Source organism: Streptomyces sp. NPDC059567, from assembly GCF_042735655.1.
Classification (GTDB): Bacteria; Actinomycetota; Actinomycetes; order Streptomycetales; family Streptomycetaceae; genus Streptomyces.
This window is the reverse complement of sequence record NZ_JBHWBS010000044.1, coordinates 28,772-42,606: the sequence shown is the minus strand read 5'-3', so window position 1 is coordinate 42,606 and position 13,835 is coordinate 28,772. Positions and strand designations below refer to the sequence as shown.

13 protein-coding genes and 2 pseudogenes are annotated in these 13,835 nt (G+C 70.8%); 9 read left to right on the top strand and 6 right to left on the bottom strand.

The genetic code is table 11. The features are described from left to right. Window positions 1-92 precede the first annotated feature (92 nt). Together ACFVZW_RS20655 and ACFVZW_RS20650 are read right to left on the bottom strand one after the other, a co-directional pair. Complete coding sequence (locus tag ACFVZW_RS20655; protein WP_384523245.1) at window positions 93-953, bottom strand: helix-turn-helix domain-containing protein; 861 nt, start codon at window positions 951-953, stop codon at window positions 93-95. 228 nt (window positions 954-1,181) lie between these two features. Next, window positions 1,182-1,886 carry a GPP34 family phosphoprotein gene (locus ACFVZW_RS20650; protein WP_376443311.1) on the bottom strand — a complete coding sequence of 235 codons (705 nt, stop codon included), beginning with the start codon at window positions 1,884-1,886 and terminating at the stop codon, window positions 1,182-1,184. Between the two features lie 162 nt (window positions 1,887-2,048). Between ACFVZW_RS20650 and ACFVZW_RS20645 the strand changes: the two genes are divergently transcribed. From ACFVZW_RS20645 to ACFVZW_RS20635, 3 genes are all read left to right on the top strand, one after another. Further along, complete coding sequence (locus ACFVZW_RS20645) at window positions 2,049-4,430, top strand: D-alanyl-D-alanine carboxypeptidase (protein WP_384523243.1); 2,382 nt, start codon at window positions 2,049-2,051, stop codon at window positions 4,428-4,430. A 239-nt stretch (window positions 4,431-4,669) separates the two neighbouring features. Next, the gene (locus ACFVZW_RS20640) at window positions 4,670-6,358 is read left to right on the top strand and encodes an MFS transporter (RefSeq protein ID WP_384523241.1); all 1,689 of its coding nucleotides are present in this window, start codon (window positions 4,670-4,672) and stop codon (window positions 6,356-6,358) included. Window positions 6,359-6,380: 22 nt separating this feature from the next. Beyond that, window positions 6,381-7,229, top strand: a complete 849-nt coding sequence (locus tag ACFVZW_RS20635) for an adhesin (protein ID WP_384523239.1) — start codon at window positions 6,381-6,383, stop codon at window positions 7,227-7,229. 76 nt (window positions 7,230-7,305) lie between these two features. Here the strand turns inward: ACFVZW_RS20635 and ACFVZW_RS20630 are convergent. Both ACFVZW_RS20630 and ACFVZW_RS20625 read right to left on the bottom strand, forming a co-directional pair. Beyond that, window positions 7,306-7,435, bottom strand: a pseudogene (locus ACFVZW_RS20630) (diadenosine tetraphosphate hydrolase); the annotation flags it as partial. A gap of 460 nt (window positions 7,436-7,895) precedes the next feature. Then, window positions 7,896-8,363, bottom strand: coding sequence for an ArsI/CadI family heavy metal resistance metalloenzyme (locus ACFVZW_RS20625; protein ID WP_384523237.1), 468 nt, complete (start codon window positions 8,361-8,363; stop codon window positions 7,896-7,898). 104 nt (window positions 8,364-8,467) lie between these two features. On the opposite strand from ACFVZW_RS20625, the gene ACFVZW_RS20620 reads away from it, so the two are divergent. From ACFVZW_RS20620 to ACFVZW_RS20610, 3 genes are read left to right on the top strand one after another with little or no spacing between them, the layout of a single operon-like run. Then, the gene (locus ACFVZW_RS20620; protein ID WP_384523235.1) at window positions 8,468-8,845 is read left to right on the top strand and encodes an ArsR/SmtB family transcription factor; all 378 of its coding nucleotides are present in this window, start codon (window positions 8,468-8,470) and stop codon (window positions 8,843-8,845) included. Beyond that, window positions 8,842-9,582: an aquaporin gene (locus ACFVZW_RS20615; RefSeq protein ID WP_384523233.1), complete on the top strand. Its 741-nt coding sequence runs from the start codon at window positions 8,842-8,844 to the stop codon at window positions 9,580-9,582. Before ACFVZW_RS20620 ends, ACFVZW_RS20615 begins: the two co-directional genes overlap by 4 nt. 26 nt (window positions 9,583-9,608) lie before the next feature. Then, window positions 9,609-10,028 carry an arsenate reductase ArsC gene (locus ACFVZW_RS20610; protein ID WP_384523231.1) on the top strand — a complete coding sequence of 140 codons (420 nt, stop codon included), beginning with the start codon at window positions 9,609-9,611 and terminating at the stop codon, window positions 10,026-10,028. A gap of 138 nt (window positions 10,029-10,166) precedes the next feature. Here the strand turns inward: ACFVZW_RS20610 and ACFVZW_RS20605 are convergent, their stop codons facing one another. After that, on the bottom strand, window positions 10,167-11,723 hold the full coding sequence (locus ACFVZW_RS20605) for a right-handed parallel beta-helix repeat-containing protein (RefSeq protein ID WP_384523229.1): 1,557 nt from the start codon (window positions 11,721-11,723) through the stop codon (window positions 10,167-10,169). Between the two features lie 160 nt (window positions 11,724-11,883). On the opposite strand from ACFVZW_RS20605, the gene ACFVZW_RS20600 reads away from it, so the two are divergent. The 3 genes from ACFVZW_RS20600 to ACFVZW_RS20590 all read left to right on the top strand — a co-directional run bounded on the left by ACFVZW_RS20600 (window position 11,884) and on the right by ACFVZW_RS20590 (window position 13,557). After that, the gene (locus tag ACFVZW_RS20600; protein ID WP_384523227.1) at window positions 11,884-12,420 is read left to right on the top strand and encodes a VOC family protein; all 537 of its coding nucleotides are present in this window, start codon (window positions 11,884-11,886) and stop codon (window positions 12,418-12,420) included. Then, window positions 12,413-13,216 (top strand): MerR family transcriptional regulator, encoded by an 804-nt coding sequence (locus tag ACFVZW_RS20595; protein WP_384523225.1) that lies wholly within the window; start codon window positions 12,413-12,415, stop codon window positions 13,214-13,216. The genes ACFVZW_RS20600 and ACFVZW_RS20595 overlap by 8 nt, the downstream gene beginning before the upstream one ends. A gap of 164 nt (window positions 13,217-13,380) precedes the next feature. Then, window positions 13,381-13,557 (top strand): hypothetical protein, encoded by a 177-nt coding sequence (locus tag ACFVZW_RS20590; protein ID WP_384523288.1) that lies wholly within the window; start codon window positions 13,381-13,383, stop codon window positions 13,555-13,557. Between the two features lie 26 nt (window positions 13,558-13,583). On the opposite strand, the pseudogene ACFVZW_RS20585 reads toward ACFVZW_RS20590, so the two are convergent. Next, window positions 13,584-13,700, bottom strand: a pseudogene (locus ACFVZW_RS20585) (IS5/IS1182 family transposase); the annotation flags it as partial. Window positions 13,701-13,835: the final 135 nt, after the last annotated feature.

The following is a 13,835-nucleotide window of genomic DNA, read 5'->3' as shown; positions in this document are numbered from 1 at the left end:
GTACCGTACGGGCCTCTTCGCGTCGGGCCCCGGCCGAATGGCTGCTTTCACGGCCGAATCGGAGAATTCGGAAGGGCCGCCGCTTTCCACTCTCAACCGGCGGCGTACGTCTTCGCGATGTCCGAAATGAACTCCCGGGTCTGTTCCACATTCAGGGCCTGCGCCCGCAGGTGCTCGTACATCACGCTGTACTTCGCGACATCCTGAGCCTTCTCCAGATAGAGGTCGCTCGTCACACCCTCGATGTAGACGACGCTGGAGTCGGAAGTGTCCGGGAATTCCAGGATCGCGTAATGCCCGCTGATGCCCGGATGCGCGCCCATCTCGAACGGCAGCACCTGAACGGTCACGTGCGGCAGATGCGACTGCTCGACGAGATGCTCCAACTGCTGGATCATCAGCTGCTTGTTGCCGACCACCCGGCGCAGCGCGCCCTCGTCGATGACCGCCCACAGCCGCAGCGGTCGCTCCCCGTCCTTGATCCGGTCCTGGCGCCGGGTGCGGACGGTGACCCGTTTGTCGATGTCGGTCGGGTTCGACTCCGGCAGCGCGCCGCTGATCACGGCCTCCGCGTAGCCGTGGGTCTGCAGCAGGCCGGGGATGATCTGCGGCTCGTACACCCGCAGGCTCTCTGCGTCCGTCTCCAGACCGATGTAGACGCTGTACGGGATGTCGCCGAAGGCATGCCGCCAGCCCTGCTGGCGCGAGTCCTTGGCCATCTGCATCAGCGACTCGACGACCCGCTCGTCCTCGACCTCGTACACCCCGCAGAGGTCGCGGACATCGCGCTGGCTGATGGAACGACGGCCGTTCTCGAGGCGGCTGATCTTCGACTGGGAGACGAGGAGACGCTCGGCGACCTGCTCGGCCGTCATGTTCTTCGCTTCCCGGAGCCGGCGCAGCTCCTGGCCCAATCGGCGTCGCCTGACGGTGGGGTTGACGTTGGACGCCACGGAAACTGCACCTCCGGCTGTCGGCTGCGTAGCTGTGAGTATCTACTGCTTGGCAGACTGCCACCAAAGGTGTGGTGTGCGCTGGGAAATGGCGACAACGCAGGGGGAACGCGGAAACGCACGTGCGCGGGGCGGCCGTGACGGCCGCCCCGCACACGTCTGTGCGGCTCCCGGAATGGATCCGGTGGATCCCGGTCGAACTCCTGGATCCGGTCGAACTCGTGGAACTCAGTGCACGGCGGCGCGCGCCATGCTGCCACGGCGCGGCTGCTGTGGAACGCCGCCCGGGGCACTGCGGCGCGGCTGTGCGGCCACACCGTTCTGGACGTCCATCACGGCATGCGCCACGAGTCCGCCCATGGGGTCGTGCCGGATCAGATCGCGCAGCCGGGACCGCGACGACCGTCCTTCGTTCCCCGGGTACAGGTGCTTGCCGAGACCGACCGCATGGGCCAGCGCGGCGAGCGCCGCGGTCCGCGGGTCCGGCGGTACGCCGGTGCGGATCGCACTGTCCAGCCGGGCCCTGATGTCCCGGCTGATCGCCGTCTCCGTCGCCTGGTAGCGAGTCGTCGGCAACACCCCGCACATCTGGCCCTCCACGGCATGGACCATGCCGCAGCGCTCCAGGTGAGCGAGGTAGATCTGGCGCAGCCCCAGTCGGGGCCCGCCGATCCAGTGGACCGCCCGAACCGGGCTGCCACGCCTGCGCAGCAGCTCCAGTGCGGAGTCCAGAGTCGGATCTCCGGTCGGCCGTGGCATCACCACGGCGATACGATCCCCGTCAGGGGCTATCCGTCCTGCCAGAGCCAGCTCCACTAGCTGTGCTCCGGCGAGGCCGAGGTCGAGCGACTGCGGCTGCGCTGTGGTACCCGTGGCCGGGTCCAGAGCGAGCAACAGAAGCTCCTCCGGAATTGTTCTGCGGCTCCTGCCCATCCATGCCTCCCCGCGTGGATGAGTCACAGGGTGACCCCTCTCACATTCATCTGTCGAGAGCGCCTGGGTGCTTCGTACGGGAACCAGTAGGTATGTCGTTCTCGTCTAGCACGGGGGCCAACGGGTTCACACAGGACACTGGTACACGGTTCGGACGTACGCATGACGCATGGAGGAGGCACGGTGGCGGGCGAGTCCCCCGACAAGGCGGAGCAGCAGGAGTCTTCGCAGGAGGCTCCTGCGGGTGGCGGCGGCAGGGACCCGCGGCTGGCCGTGCTCCGCGAGTCCGCGTCCTCGTCGACGGCGTCCACGGGTTCGACGGCGGGAGCGTCGACGGCGTCGCCGGTCCAGGTCGACCAGCCGACGGCCGTCTTCAAGACGCCGGCCCCGCGCACCTCGGAGGACGCCGCGCCGTCCGAGGACGCCGTGTCCGAGGACGCCGCGCCTCAGGAGCCCGCGGAGGGCGACCGCCTGCGGGCGGCGGTGGCGGCGTGGGTCGCCTCCGGCGACGGGGAGGACGAGGCCGACGGAGAGCCGGCCGGCGAGGCGGCTGACGAGGCGACCGACGAGGCGACCGACGCCGACGGCGAGGACGAGGCGGAGGGCGACGCTGCCGCCGCCGAGACCGACGTCGTGGTCGAGGCCGACGCCGGTGCCGAGACGGACGCGGCGGACGAGGTCGACGCCGACGCCGAGCCTGTGGACGGCGACGAGCCGGCCGCGGACGCCGACGTCGAGACCGACACCGACTCCGACCGTGACGCCGAGAAGGCTCAGGACTCCTGGTTCGCCGCGCGCAAGCCGGCGGATGCCGAGCCTGAGGCGGAGGCCGAGTCCGAGGCCGAGCCTGAGGCGGACGAGCCGGCGCCCGAAGCCCAGCCTGAGGCGGATGCCGAGTCCGCGCCCGAGGGCGAGCCCGAGGCCGCCCCGGAGGCGGCCGAAGAGCCCAAGGCCGACGAGCCCGTCGATCAGCCCACCACCATGTTCAGGGCCGTACGGCCGCCCGTCGTTGACCAGCCGACGACCGCGCTGAAGCTCCCGCCGCTCCCGGAGCCCCCCGCGACCCCGAAGCCCGCCGCCGAGCGCCCGAGCACGTTCGTGCCGCTCCGCGCCGAAGCCGCCACGGCCAAGGCGCCCGAGACCAAGGCGCCCGAGACCAAGGCCCCGCCGGCCAAGGCTCCCGAGGCGAAGGCCCCCGTGTCCCCGCCCCCGCCGTCGCTCACCGAGGCCGAGCGGACCAGGCAGCAGCCCATGCCGCCGCTGCCCCCGCTCGACCTGCTCGCGGAACTCACGAACACGCCGCCCCCGCCGCAGACCCCTCTGCGCACCACCATGCGGCGCGTCCGGATCTGGACCCCGCTGGTCATTCTTCTTCTGATCATCTTTGCAGTCGTACAGTTCGTCCGACCGCTCCCGAACCCCGCCCTGACGCTCTCCGCCTCGCCCACCTTCACCTTCGAGGGCGGCGAGCTGAACATGCCGTGGCCCACCGAGGGACAGGGCGCCGCCGAGGTCGAGGGCGTCGGTTCGCTCGGCACGTACGGGGCACAGAAGCCGGCCCCGCTCGCGAGCGTGGCGAAGACCATGACGGCGTACGTGATCCTCCGGGACCACCCCATCAAGGGGAAGGAGACCGGCCCCGAGATCGAGATCGACAAGAAGGCCGCGGACGAGGCCGGCGCCGAGTTCGAGTCGACGGCGGCGGTCAAGGAGGGCCAGACGTACACGGAGAAGGAGCTGCTCCAGCTCCTCATGATTCCGTCCGCGAACAACGTGGCCCGGCGGCTCGCCCGCTGGGACGCCGGTTCGGAGGCCGCGTTCGTCGAGAAGATGAACGCCGCCGCGAAGGACCTCGGCATGACGGACTCGGTCTACACCGACCCGTCGGGCCTGGAGTCGACCACCGTCTCCACCCCGCAGGACCAGCTGAAGCTGGCGAAGGCGGTCATGCAGTACGACGTGTTCCGGGAGATCGTGAACATGCCGAACCTGACCGTCGACGGCATCCCCGGTCAGATCGAGAACAACAACAACATCGTGCTGGAGCCGGGTGTCAGCGGGATCAAGACCGGCTCCTCGACGCCCGCGGGCGGCAACCTGCTCTGGGCCGCGAACACCGTGATCGACGGCAAGCAGCGCCGGATCCTCGGCATCGTCATGGGGGCGAAGGACGCCCCCCTGCTGCACGAGAAGCTCCAGCTGTCGATCGACTACAGCCTCAAGCTGATCCAGGCCGCGCAGAAGGACGTCACCTCCGCGGCCGTGGTCCGCAAGGGTCAGGTCGTCGGCCACATCGACGACGGCCTCGGCGGCATCACCCCTGTCGTCGCCGACAAGGAACTCAAGGCCGTCGGCTGGCCGGGCCTGAAGGTGAACCTCGAGCTCACCGCCGGCGGCAAGACCGTCCCGCACACCGGCAAGGCGGGCGACGTCGTCGGCCAGGTGTCCATCGGCACCGGCACCGGCAAGGTCAGCGCGCCCGTCTCCCTCCAGAAGGACCTGGTGGAACCGGGCTTCGACAGGAAGCTGACCCGTCTGGGCTGACTCGACTGGGCACCCCGGCTCTCCGGGGTGCCCAGCTGTTAGCGTTCCGGACATCGAGACATGCGCGAAGGCAGCACGGGAGAGGGCCGCGAGTGACCACCGCCGAGCCGACACGCGCAGACGAGGGCGCGCCCCCGCCGGCTCCCTCACGTCCCCGAATAAATCTCCCGGCGCCCCGGCCGCCCGTCGAGACGGCCCCCCGTCCCCGGCCGCTGCGGCGGAAGCGGCGCTACCCCGTCATGATCGCGACGGGCGTGGCCGCACTCGCCCACGTCCTCTGGTTCTTCCTGTTCGCGAACAGCGGCGGCGACCTCGCGGCCCAGGACGCGTGGGCCGAGTTCGTGGGCCGCCACCCGGATTCCGCGTACAACCTCGCCTGGTACGGCGGGATGCACCCGGTCTCGTACAGCGTGATCTCTCCGTACGTGATGTCGGTGCTCGGCGTCCGTACGACGATGATGATCGCCGGTACGGTCTCGGCCGGTCTCACGGCGCTGATCCTGGTGCGGGTGCGGGCGGTCCGCAATCCGCTGGCGTGCTCGCTGGCCGGGGTCTTCGCGTTCCTGTGCAACGCCCTGTCGGGGCGGGTGACGTTCGGGCTCGGCATGATGTTCGCGCTCGGCGCGGTCGCCGCCGTGTTCTGCTGGCCGCACCGCTGGCGCCACCGACGCTGGGCGAAGGCGGCGGTCGCCGCCCCGCTCGCCGGTCTCGCCACCGCGTGCAGCCCGGTCGCCGGCCTCTTCCTCGGGGTCGCGGCGGCGGCGCTCTTCCTGAACAAGCGGCGCCCCGGCGCGTACGCCCTCGGCCTCGCGCCGGTGCTGGTCGTCGCGCTGTCGTCCTGGCTGTTCCCCTTCTCCGGCACGCAGCCGATGTCGCTGGCCTCGACGTCGCTGCCGTTCCTCTTCGGAGTCCTCGTCTTCCTCCTCGTACCGCGCGAGTGGCGCACCGTGCGCACGGGCGCGGCGGTCTACTCGGCCGGCACGCTCCTCACCTGGCTGATCGATTCCCAGATCGGCTCGAACGTCTCCCGCCTGGTGATGCTCTTCGCGGGCGTGGTCCTCCTGGCGGCCCTGCCCTACACCGTGCCGCGCTCGCGCCGCTGGTACGCGGTCGTGCTCGCCTTCGTCGGCCTGAACTTCTGGATCGGCTTCAAGGGCGTCGACGACGTCATCCGTACCGCCCCGGACGCGTCCTGGGCGCGCGAGGTGGCACCGCTGATCAACCAGCTGCAGGTGCGCGGGGCGGAGAAGGCGCGGGTGGAGGTCGTCCCGGCCTCCAGCCACCGCGAGTCCTCCGCCCTCACCCCGTACATCAACCTCGCGCGGGGCTGGAACCGGCAGGCGGACATGGAGCGCAACCCGCTCTTCTACGACGACACCCTGAACGCCACGAACTACCAGGACTGGCTCGACCGCTGGGCCGTGCACTACGTGGTCCTGCCGACCGGGGCGCCGGACTCGGGCGCGGAGCGGGAGGCGGAGCTGGTCGCGGACGGGCTGCCGTATCTGAAGCAGGTCTGGTCCGACGCGAACTGGCGGCTGTACGAGGTCGACGACCCGGCGCCGCTGGCGGAGCCGCCGGCCAAGGTGCGGCGGGCGGGCGCCAACGAGGTCGTCATCGAGGTCGACAGTCCGGGCCGGGTGCTGATCCGGGTGCCGTACTCGCCGTGGCTGGCGCTCCTCGACGAGAACGGCGGCAAGATCGAACCGCCGGAGGAGACGGAGGCGTCGAAGGCGGCGCGCGAGGCGTCGCCGACGGAGCTGCCGAAGGTCTTCCTGAACGAGCACGGCTGCCTGCTGAAGACGGAGGCGGACGTCGAGGGCGACGAGTGGACGGAGCTGGTGGCGCCGAAGGCGGGCGTGTACCGGCTGGCGGCGCCGTACAAGTTCTTCCCACGGGGCACTGCATGCCCGGAGGAACTCCGCTGAGTCGGCCTTAGGGTGTGCCGCTATGGCGTGCGAAAAGTGCGGCGGCGTCGGCAGGGGCCCGCTGCCGGGGATGGGCTGCCGACAGTGCGTGGGCATCAGGATCAGGCGGCGCGGGCCCGGCCGCGCGGTGGCGCTCGCGGCCGTCGCGGCGGTGGGCTGCCTGGCGGTGGTCGTGTCGCTGGCCGGGGCGGAGGACCCGCCTCCGGCGGCCGCGGAGGGGGATCCGCCGATACGGACGGTCCCGACGAGGAACGGCCCGACGGAGTTCCCGGGCGCACCGGACCCGGGCGGCGCGACCCCGAGCACGGACGCGCCGACCCCCTCGACGCCTGCCCCCTCCTCCACCCACCCCACGCACCCGGCCCCACCGCACTACGAGGTGTGGGCGGGCCCGGGCTGTGACGGAGGCGGCTACTCGGAGGCGGGCCGGTACGCGGACGGCTTCGAGGGCTGGTACACGGTCCGGACGGGCGGCTTCCGGGGCGGGGGCTGCGACGGCCGCTTCTCGTCGCTCCCGATGTCGGGCAGCGCGACGAAGGACCACGACAACTCGGCGACCTGGACGTGGGACGTGGGTCCCGCGTACCGCACGTGCGACCTCGCGGTCCACGTCCCGAGCCCGCCGCGCCCGCAGGACGCGGCCGGGGACCCGTCGGTGTACCAGCTCCTCGCGCACGGCACGCCGTACGCCACCTTCACCGTCGACCAGGCCGACCACCCGGGCACCCTGGTCCCCACGGGCAGCCACCCCCTGCGCGCGCCCACGTTCACGGTCCGCCTCCTCGACCGGGGCCGGGACTGGGGCACCCCCACCCGCGAACAGGCCCACCATGCGGCGGGCCAGATGCGCCTGACGTGCCGGCAGGCGTAGGGGGACCGGCGTTCAGCCCGCCGAGCGCAGCCGGTCCAGCTCCTCCCCGATCGCCGCACGCAACGAGTCGTGCCGAGGCCAGCCGCTTGCGCTGGGGCAGCTCGGACAGCCGCTGCGCATTCGGGGTCGTCCACCAACAGCACCGAGTACCCCGGCAGAAGCTGCACGTCCCCGATCACGGCGAACCCGGCGTCCAGACGCCGCATGACGGCCGGGGAGCCGCTTCCGCAGGGCGTCACTTCCGGCGCTTGCCCGCCTTCGCCTCGCGTTCGGCCTCCTTCCGTTTCTGGACGGTGTAGGAGGACCAGTCCCCCCGATGGCGATCGCACCTCGATGCCCCCACCATGGCGAGGCGCTGACACCTCGTGCCCTTCTGCGTTGTCGCTCCACACTTGGACTGCGTACGAGCCACGATCCCCACCCCTGGTCTCGGCCGACGTGCAGACCGGTCCAGGGTGCCCGGGCATGCACCCCGCACGGAAGGCGCACACGGATGCACATCGGGTGCCGGTCGAGGCATCGGGGCGCATGCCTTCCAGGTCGCCTCAGGCTCACCGAGGTCGGCTCTACGAGTGGCTTTCCCGGACCGGGACGGCGCGCTCCGCCCACGTTGCGGACCGGCCCGGTATCTCTCTTCGACGTCACCTGAGGCGCATGCCCCGCTCGTCAGGCGCCGCAGGAGCAAGCCGTGGCCGTCGGGGCGGGGTTCTGCGCGTCGGGAGCGCAGCAGGCGTCCGGCGTGGTCTCGGTGCTCTTGCCGAGGGTGTCGGCGTCGCCCTTCACCACGTAGACCTCCCAGGGTTCCTTGCCGGGGCCGGTGACCCAGACCTTGTCCTGGACGGCGTAGCAGCAGGAGGTGTCGTTCTCCTCGAAGGTGGCGAGACCGGCGTCCTTCAGGCGAGTCGTGGCCGCGGTGACCTGTTCGGTGGCCTCCACCTCCACGCCGAGGTGGTCGAGCCGGGTCTCCTCGCCGGCCTCGCCCTCGATGAGGACGAGCTTGAGCGGCGGCTCGACGACGGCGAAGTTCGCGTATCCGGGGCGGAGCTTCGCGGGCTCGACACCGAAGAGCTTGGAGTAGAAGGCGATGGAGCCTTCGAGGTCGGCGACGCGCAGGGCGAGCTGGACACGGGACATGGCGGTCTCCCTGATCTCCACGATCCGGTCTGTTTCGACATCTGTCGATACAGCTTGATGAGATCGAGGTTGTCACTGGGATAGATGACTGTCAACATAGACGCATGTCGAAATCAGAGCTGCCGGTGATCGGGCAGGACGACCAGGCGGTGTGCTGCTCGCCGATGGTCCGTGAGCCATTGGGCGAGGAGAGCGCCGTCGACCTGGCGCGGATGTTCAAGGCCCTGTCGGACCCGGTGCGACTGCGACTGCTCTCGTTGATCGCCTCGCACGAGGGCGGCGAGGCTTGCGTGTGCGACCTGACCGGCCCGTTCGACGTGTCCCAGCCGACGATCTCCCACCACCTGAAGGTGCTGAGGGAGGCGGGTCTGGTGGGCTCCGAGCGGCGCGGTACCTGGGTCTACTACTGGGTGCTGCCCACCGCCCTCGCCCGGCTCTCCTCGCTCCTCCAGCCGCCGGCGGCGATCGGAGCGCTCCGATGACGGCTCCGCTCGGGCGCCGTGTACTGGCCGAGCTGGTCGGCACGGCGGCCCTGGTCGCGATCGTGGTCGGCTCCGGCATCCAGGCCACCGAGCTGACCCGCGACGTCGGCCTGCAACTGCTCGCCAACTCACTGGCCACCGTCTTCGGCCTCGGCGTGCTGATCGCCCTGCTCGGCCCGGTGTCCGGCGCCCACTTCAACCCCGCCGTGACGCTGGCCGCGTGGTGGACCGGCCGCCGCGCCGGGGACGGGCCCACCCTGCGCGAGGTCGCGGCCTATCTCCCCGCTCAGACGGCCGGAGGCATCGGCGGCGCGATCCTGGCGAACGCGATGTTCGCCGAACCCCTCGCCCGGCTCGCCACCCATGACCGCTCCGCAAGCCACCTCTGGCTCGGCGAGGTCGTCGCCACCACCGGCCTCGTCCTTCTCGTCCTCGGCCTGGCGCGCACCGGCCGACAGCGGTTCGGCCCCCTCGCGGTGGCGGCGTACATCGGCGCGGCCTACTGGTTCACGTCCTCGACCAGCTTCGCCAACCCGGCCGTGACCGTCGCCCGCGCCTTCTCCGACACGTTCGCCGGCATCGCCCCGGCCTCCGTACCGCCGTTCGTCGCCGCCCAGCTGCTCGGCACGGCCGTCGCTGTCGCCTTGGCCCTCGCGCTCTTCGGACGCTCCCCGGCCCCGGAGCGGGAGCCGGACGTCCCCACCGGCGCCCCCGGACTCGCCGTCACCGGCCGCTGACGCCCTTTCGACACAGGAAGACCACCATGAGCACTCCCACCGTCCCGTCCGTGCTGTTCGTCTGCGTCCACAACGCGGGCCGGTCCCAGATGGCCGCCGCCTTCCTGACCCACCTCGGCGGCGACCGGGTCGAGGTCCGGTCCGCCGGGTCCGCCCCCGCCGACACGGTGAACCCGGCCGTCGTCGAGGCCATGTCGGAGGTGGGCATCGACATCTCCGCCCAGACCCCCAAGGTCCTCACCACCGAGGCGGTACAGGCCTCCGACGTGGTCATCACCATGGGCTGCGGCGACGCCTGCCCCTACTTCCCCGGCAAGCGCTACCTCGACTGGAAGCTCGACGACCCCGCCGGGCAGGGCGTGGACGCGGTCCGGCCGATCCGCGACGCGATCGAGCAGCGCATCCGCGGCCTCCTCGCGGAGCTGGTCATCGAGACTGGGGCGTGAGCCCCTGCCGTACGGATGCGGGAATGAGCCCCTGCCGTACGGATGCGGGCGTGAGCACCGCCGTACGGATGCGGGCCTGAGCACCCGCCGCACGAACGCGGTCGTGCGGCGGAGACTCGGCCGGATCGCGGTAACGGGTTACCGCGAACCGGGGCGCTGGTGGGCGCCGATGTCGGTCGTGCCGTGCAGGCGGTTGCCGAAGTAGTCGTGCCTGCCGGCGTTCTCGATCGGCGTGCCCGCGCCGAGTGCCGGGGAGCCGGGACGCAGCCGCAGGTCACCCGGACTGTCCGGGGTGGCGTCGAGGAACCGCGGATCCGCCGTCACCGCGTTGGCGTCGCCCGCCGGCACGGCGCCCACCCCCACGTAGAGGTTGTGGTCGTACGTGTTCAGCGCGTCGACGATGGGGGAGCCGCCCTCGGCGGTGCTGACGAAGATGTTGTTGCGGAAGGTGACCCCTCCCTTGCCGTTGTCACTGACCATCGCGGTGCCCGCTTGATCGGTCACGACGGTGTTGTTGTAGACCTGGGTGTTGGTGCTGGGCGCCGGGCACACCACGGAGATCACGCCGTACGGCGGGCTCCACGTGTTGCGGTCGTTGATGCTCACGTTGTAGCGGAAGACGTTGTCGGACGTCTTCATGCCGGTGGCGTTGCAGACGAGCAGGAAGCCGCCCTCGTTGTCGTGGCTGTAGTTGTACTGGTAGACGTTGCGGTTGTTCCCGCCGTCGAAGTCGAACGCCTGCGAGTCGAGCGTCCCGTGGCCGCCGGTGACCTCGTTGTACTGGTAGACGGCGTCGTCGAAGTTCCACGCCCAGATGCCGACGTTGTAGCCGGCGGAGCGCATGTTGAACCCGTCGACGTAGTTGTGCTCGACGAGTGCGTGGTGGCCGTGCTGGAGCACGATGCCGTCGCCGCCGACGTCGATCACCTTGTTGTTGCGGATCGTGAGGTCGGTGTTCGGCGCCCAGCCGGGTGCCCCGCTGTTGGGGTGTTCGGGACGCTTGCCCCAGCTGGACGCGGTGGAGATGCCGGTCCGGTCCACGTGCCGGACGGTCGAGTCGGTCACCGTGATCCCGTCGAAGCGGGTCGGGGTCGCCGTGCCGCGGACGACGAAGAGGATCCCGCCCGACGGGTCCGGGTCCTTGTGGTCGGATCCGTTGACGTCGTGCACGTCCACGTCGTCGACGACGTAGTGCTCACCCGTACCGAAGTCGGTGAGACGGAAGAGGATGCCGGCGCGGCGCTCCTGGGGACCCGGCGCGGCGCCCTCGTTGGAGACGTCGAGGTTGCGCAGCTCCCACCGCTCGACGTTCTCCAGCAGGACGGCCGCGCGGGCACCGCCGCCCTGGATACGCGGCTTCGCGCCCTTCCCGTAGGCGTCGACCCTGACGGGTGCGCCCTCGGCTCCGGACCCGGTCGGGGCGAAGACGCCGTCGCAGGCGCTGCCGCGCCGGAACAGGATCCGGTCACCCGGTCCGTACGTGACGGAACTCGCCTTCTCCAGCGAGCCCCAGGCGGAGCCCGGGGACGTACCGGGGGCGCTGTCGGAGCCTGAGCCGCAGTCGATGAAGTACGTCGTGCCGGCAGGGCGCCCGCCGTCGCCGGGCTGCGTGCTCGCCACGGCGGGCAGGGCGCCCGCCGTGGCCGAGAGCACCACGGCGAGAAGTGCTCTCGTGCCCCAACTGGTCGTCCGCATGGAGCGTTCCCCTCTGTCGGTACGGGCGGTTCGGTGGGGGACGCTTCCAGGGCTCGCGTGGCCGGGGCCATGCACAGAACGAGCGGGACCTTGTGTTTCTGTCGCCGCCTCACGGGCCGGACTTGACCCTCACGTCGCGTGAGGCTGAAGGGTGGTGCGCATGAGCGACTACTACAACGCCTTCGAGACGAGTCCCGTACCCGCTCCCGGCCCGGACGCGGTCCCGCCGGAGCTGTTCCGCGGCATCTACGGCATGCCCGCGTTCGTGACGATCCCCACGAGCGACATGGCGGCGTCGGTCGAGTTCTGGACCCAGGGGCTCGGGTTCTTCGAGCTGTTCACCATTCCCGGCACTCTGGTGCATCTGCGCCGGTGGGCGTTCCAGGACGTGCTCCTCGTCCAGGCGGAGACCGTTCCGGAGCAGGCACCGGCGATGAGCTTCAGTTTCGCGTGCGTGCTCGGCCAGGTCGATTCCGTTGTCGAGGCATGTCGTGCGCTGCGACCGAACGCGGTCGACGGACCACGGGACACCCCCTGGAACACCCGCGATGTGGAGGTGATCACCCCCGAGAACGCACGGATCGTCCTCACCGCGGCGAAGCCCTTCGATCCGTCCGGTCAGGAGGCGCGGAACCTTGCGGCCATCGGGATCACCCCGCCGGGCGCCGGTCGCGGCGACAATGGGGACCATGCCTGATGCCACTGACGTCGACGGCCTGACCGTCGGTCAGGTCTCGACGAGTCTGGGCGTGACGGTCCGCGCGCTGCACCACTGGGACGAGATCGGTCTGGCGCGACCGACGCTGCGCACGGCCGCCGGATACCGGCTCTACACCGCCGGTGACCTGGAACGCCTGCACCGCATCGTCGTCTACCGCGAGCTCGGTCTCGGCCTGGACAGGATTCGGGTGATCCTGGACGACTCGACCGCGGACGTGCCCGGCGCGCTGCGCGCGCAGCGCATCCAGGTCGCCGACCGGATCGACCGCCTCCAGCGGCTCAGCGCCGGACTCGACCGGATGATCGACGCCCACGAGCGCGGCCTGCTGCTGACCGCCGAGCAGCAGGCCGCGATCTTCGGCCCCCAGTGGAATCCGGACTGGCCCGCCCAGGCCAGTCAGCGCTACGGAGCGACGACGCAATGGCTGCAGTACGCCGAACGCTCGGCCTCTCGCGGCCCGGAGGAATGGCAGGCCGTCGCCGACGCCCATGCCGGCCTCGACCGCGCCCTCGGGGAAGCGATGGACGCAGGCGTCACCCCCGGTAGCCCGGAAGCGAACGCCCTCGTCGAGCGGCACCGCGAGCTCTTCGCCTCGTACTTTCCCCTCACCCGGCAGATGCAGGTCTGCCTCGGCCGCATGTACGAGACCGACCCGGGATTCGCCGCCCACTACGACGGCATCCGCACCGGCCTTGCCACATGGCTCCGCCGAATCATCGACGCCGACGCACGCACCCACGGCATCGACCCCGACACGGCGACCTGGGAGTAGAGCGGTCCTGCCGCCACTCGCGAACAGATCCGGACCGCTCCCGTCGATTCCATCCGATCCGGCGCCCGTCGCCGGCCTCGGCCACGGCGTTTCGTCGGGATCACGGGAGTTGCCGGTTCTGACGGTCCCGCGCGCTGTGTCAGTGCCGTGTCGTACGGTCCGGATTGCCCAACGGCCGTGCCTGGGGCCTCGACGACGATTCCTGGCTGTTCCTCTGCCAGTTCGCCGACCGGTGCGAGGACGCGGAGGATCCCTTCTTCCTCAACTTCGGCTACGGCAGCGGATTCGTCTTCATCAGCTCCGACCACCGCGAAGGTCGCTTCCTGGGCGACTGCATCTGACCGGTCCGGCACGGTGCGTGGGCGGACCAGAGGACGATGCCGGCGACGTGGAGCCCGGCCAGGTGGATGGTCGGGGTCTTCCCCTGGCGGGTGGCGATGCCGCGCCACTGCCTCAGGCGGTTGATGCACCGCTCGACGGTGTTGCATCCCCGCAAAGGTGGGACAGGAACGCAGACGACCTTGCAGAAGGGGGGGGCCCCCCCCCCCCCGCGCCCTCGCGGGTGCGGCGGCTAGATGCTTCACTCGTATAGCACATAGATCAACCCCCACCAGTGAGT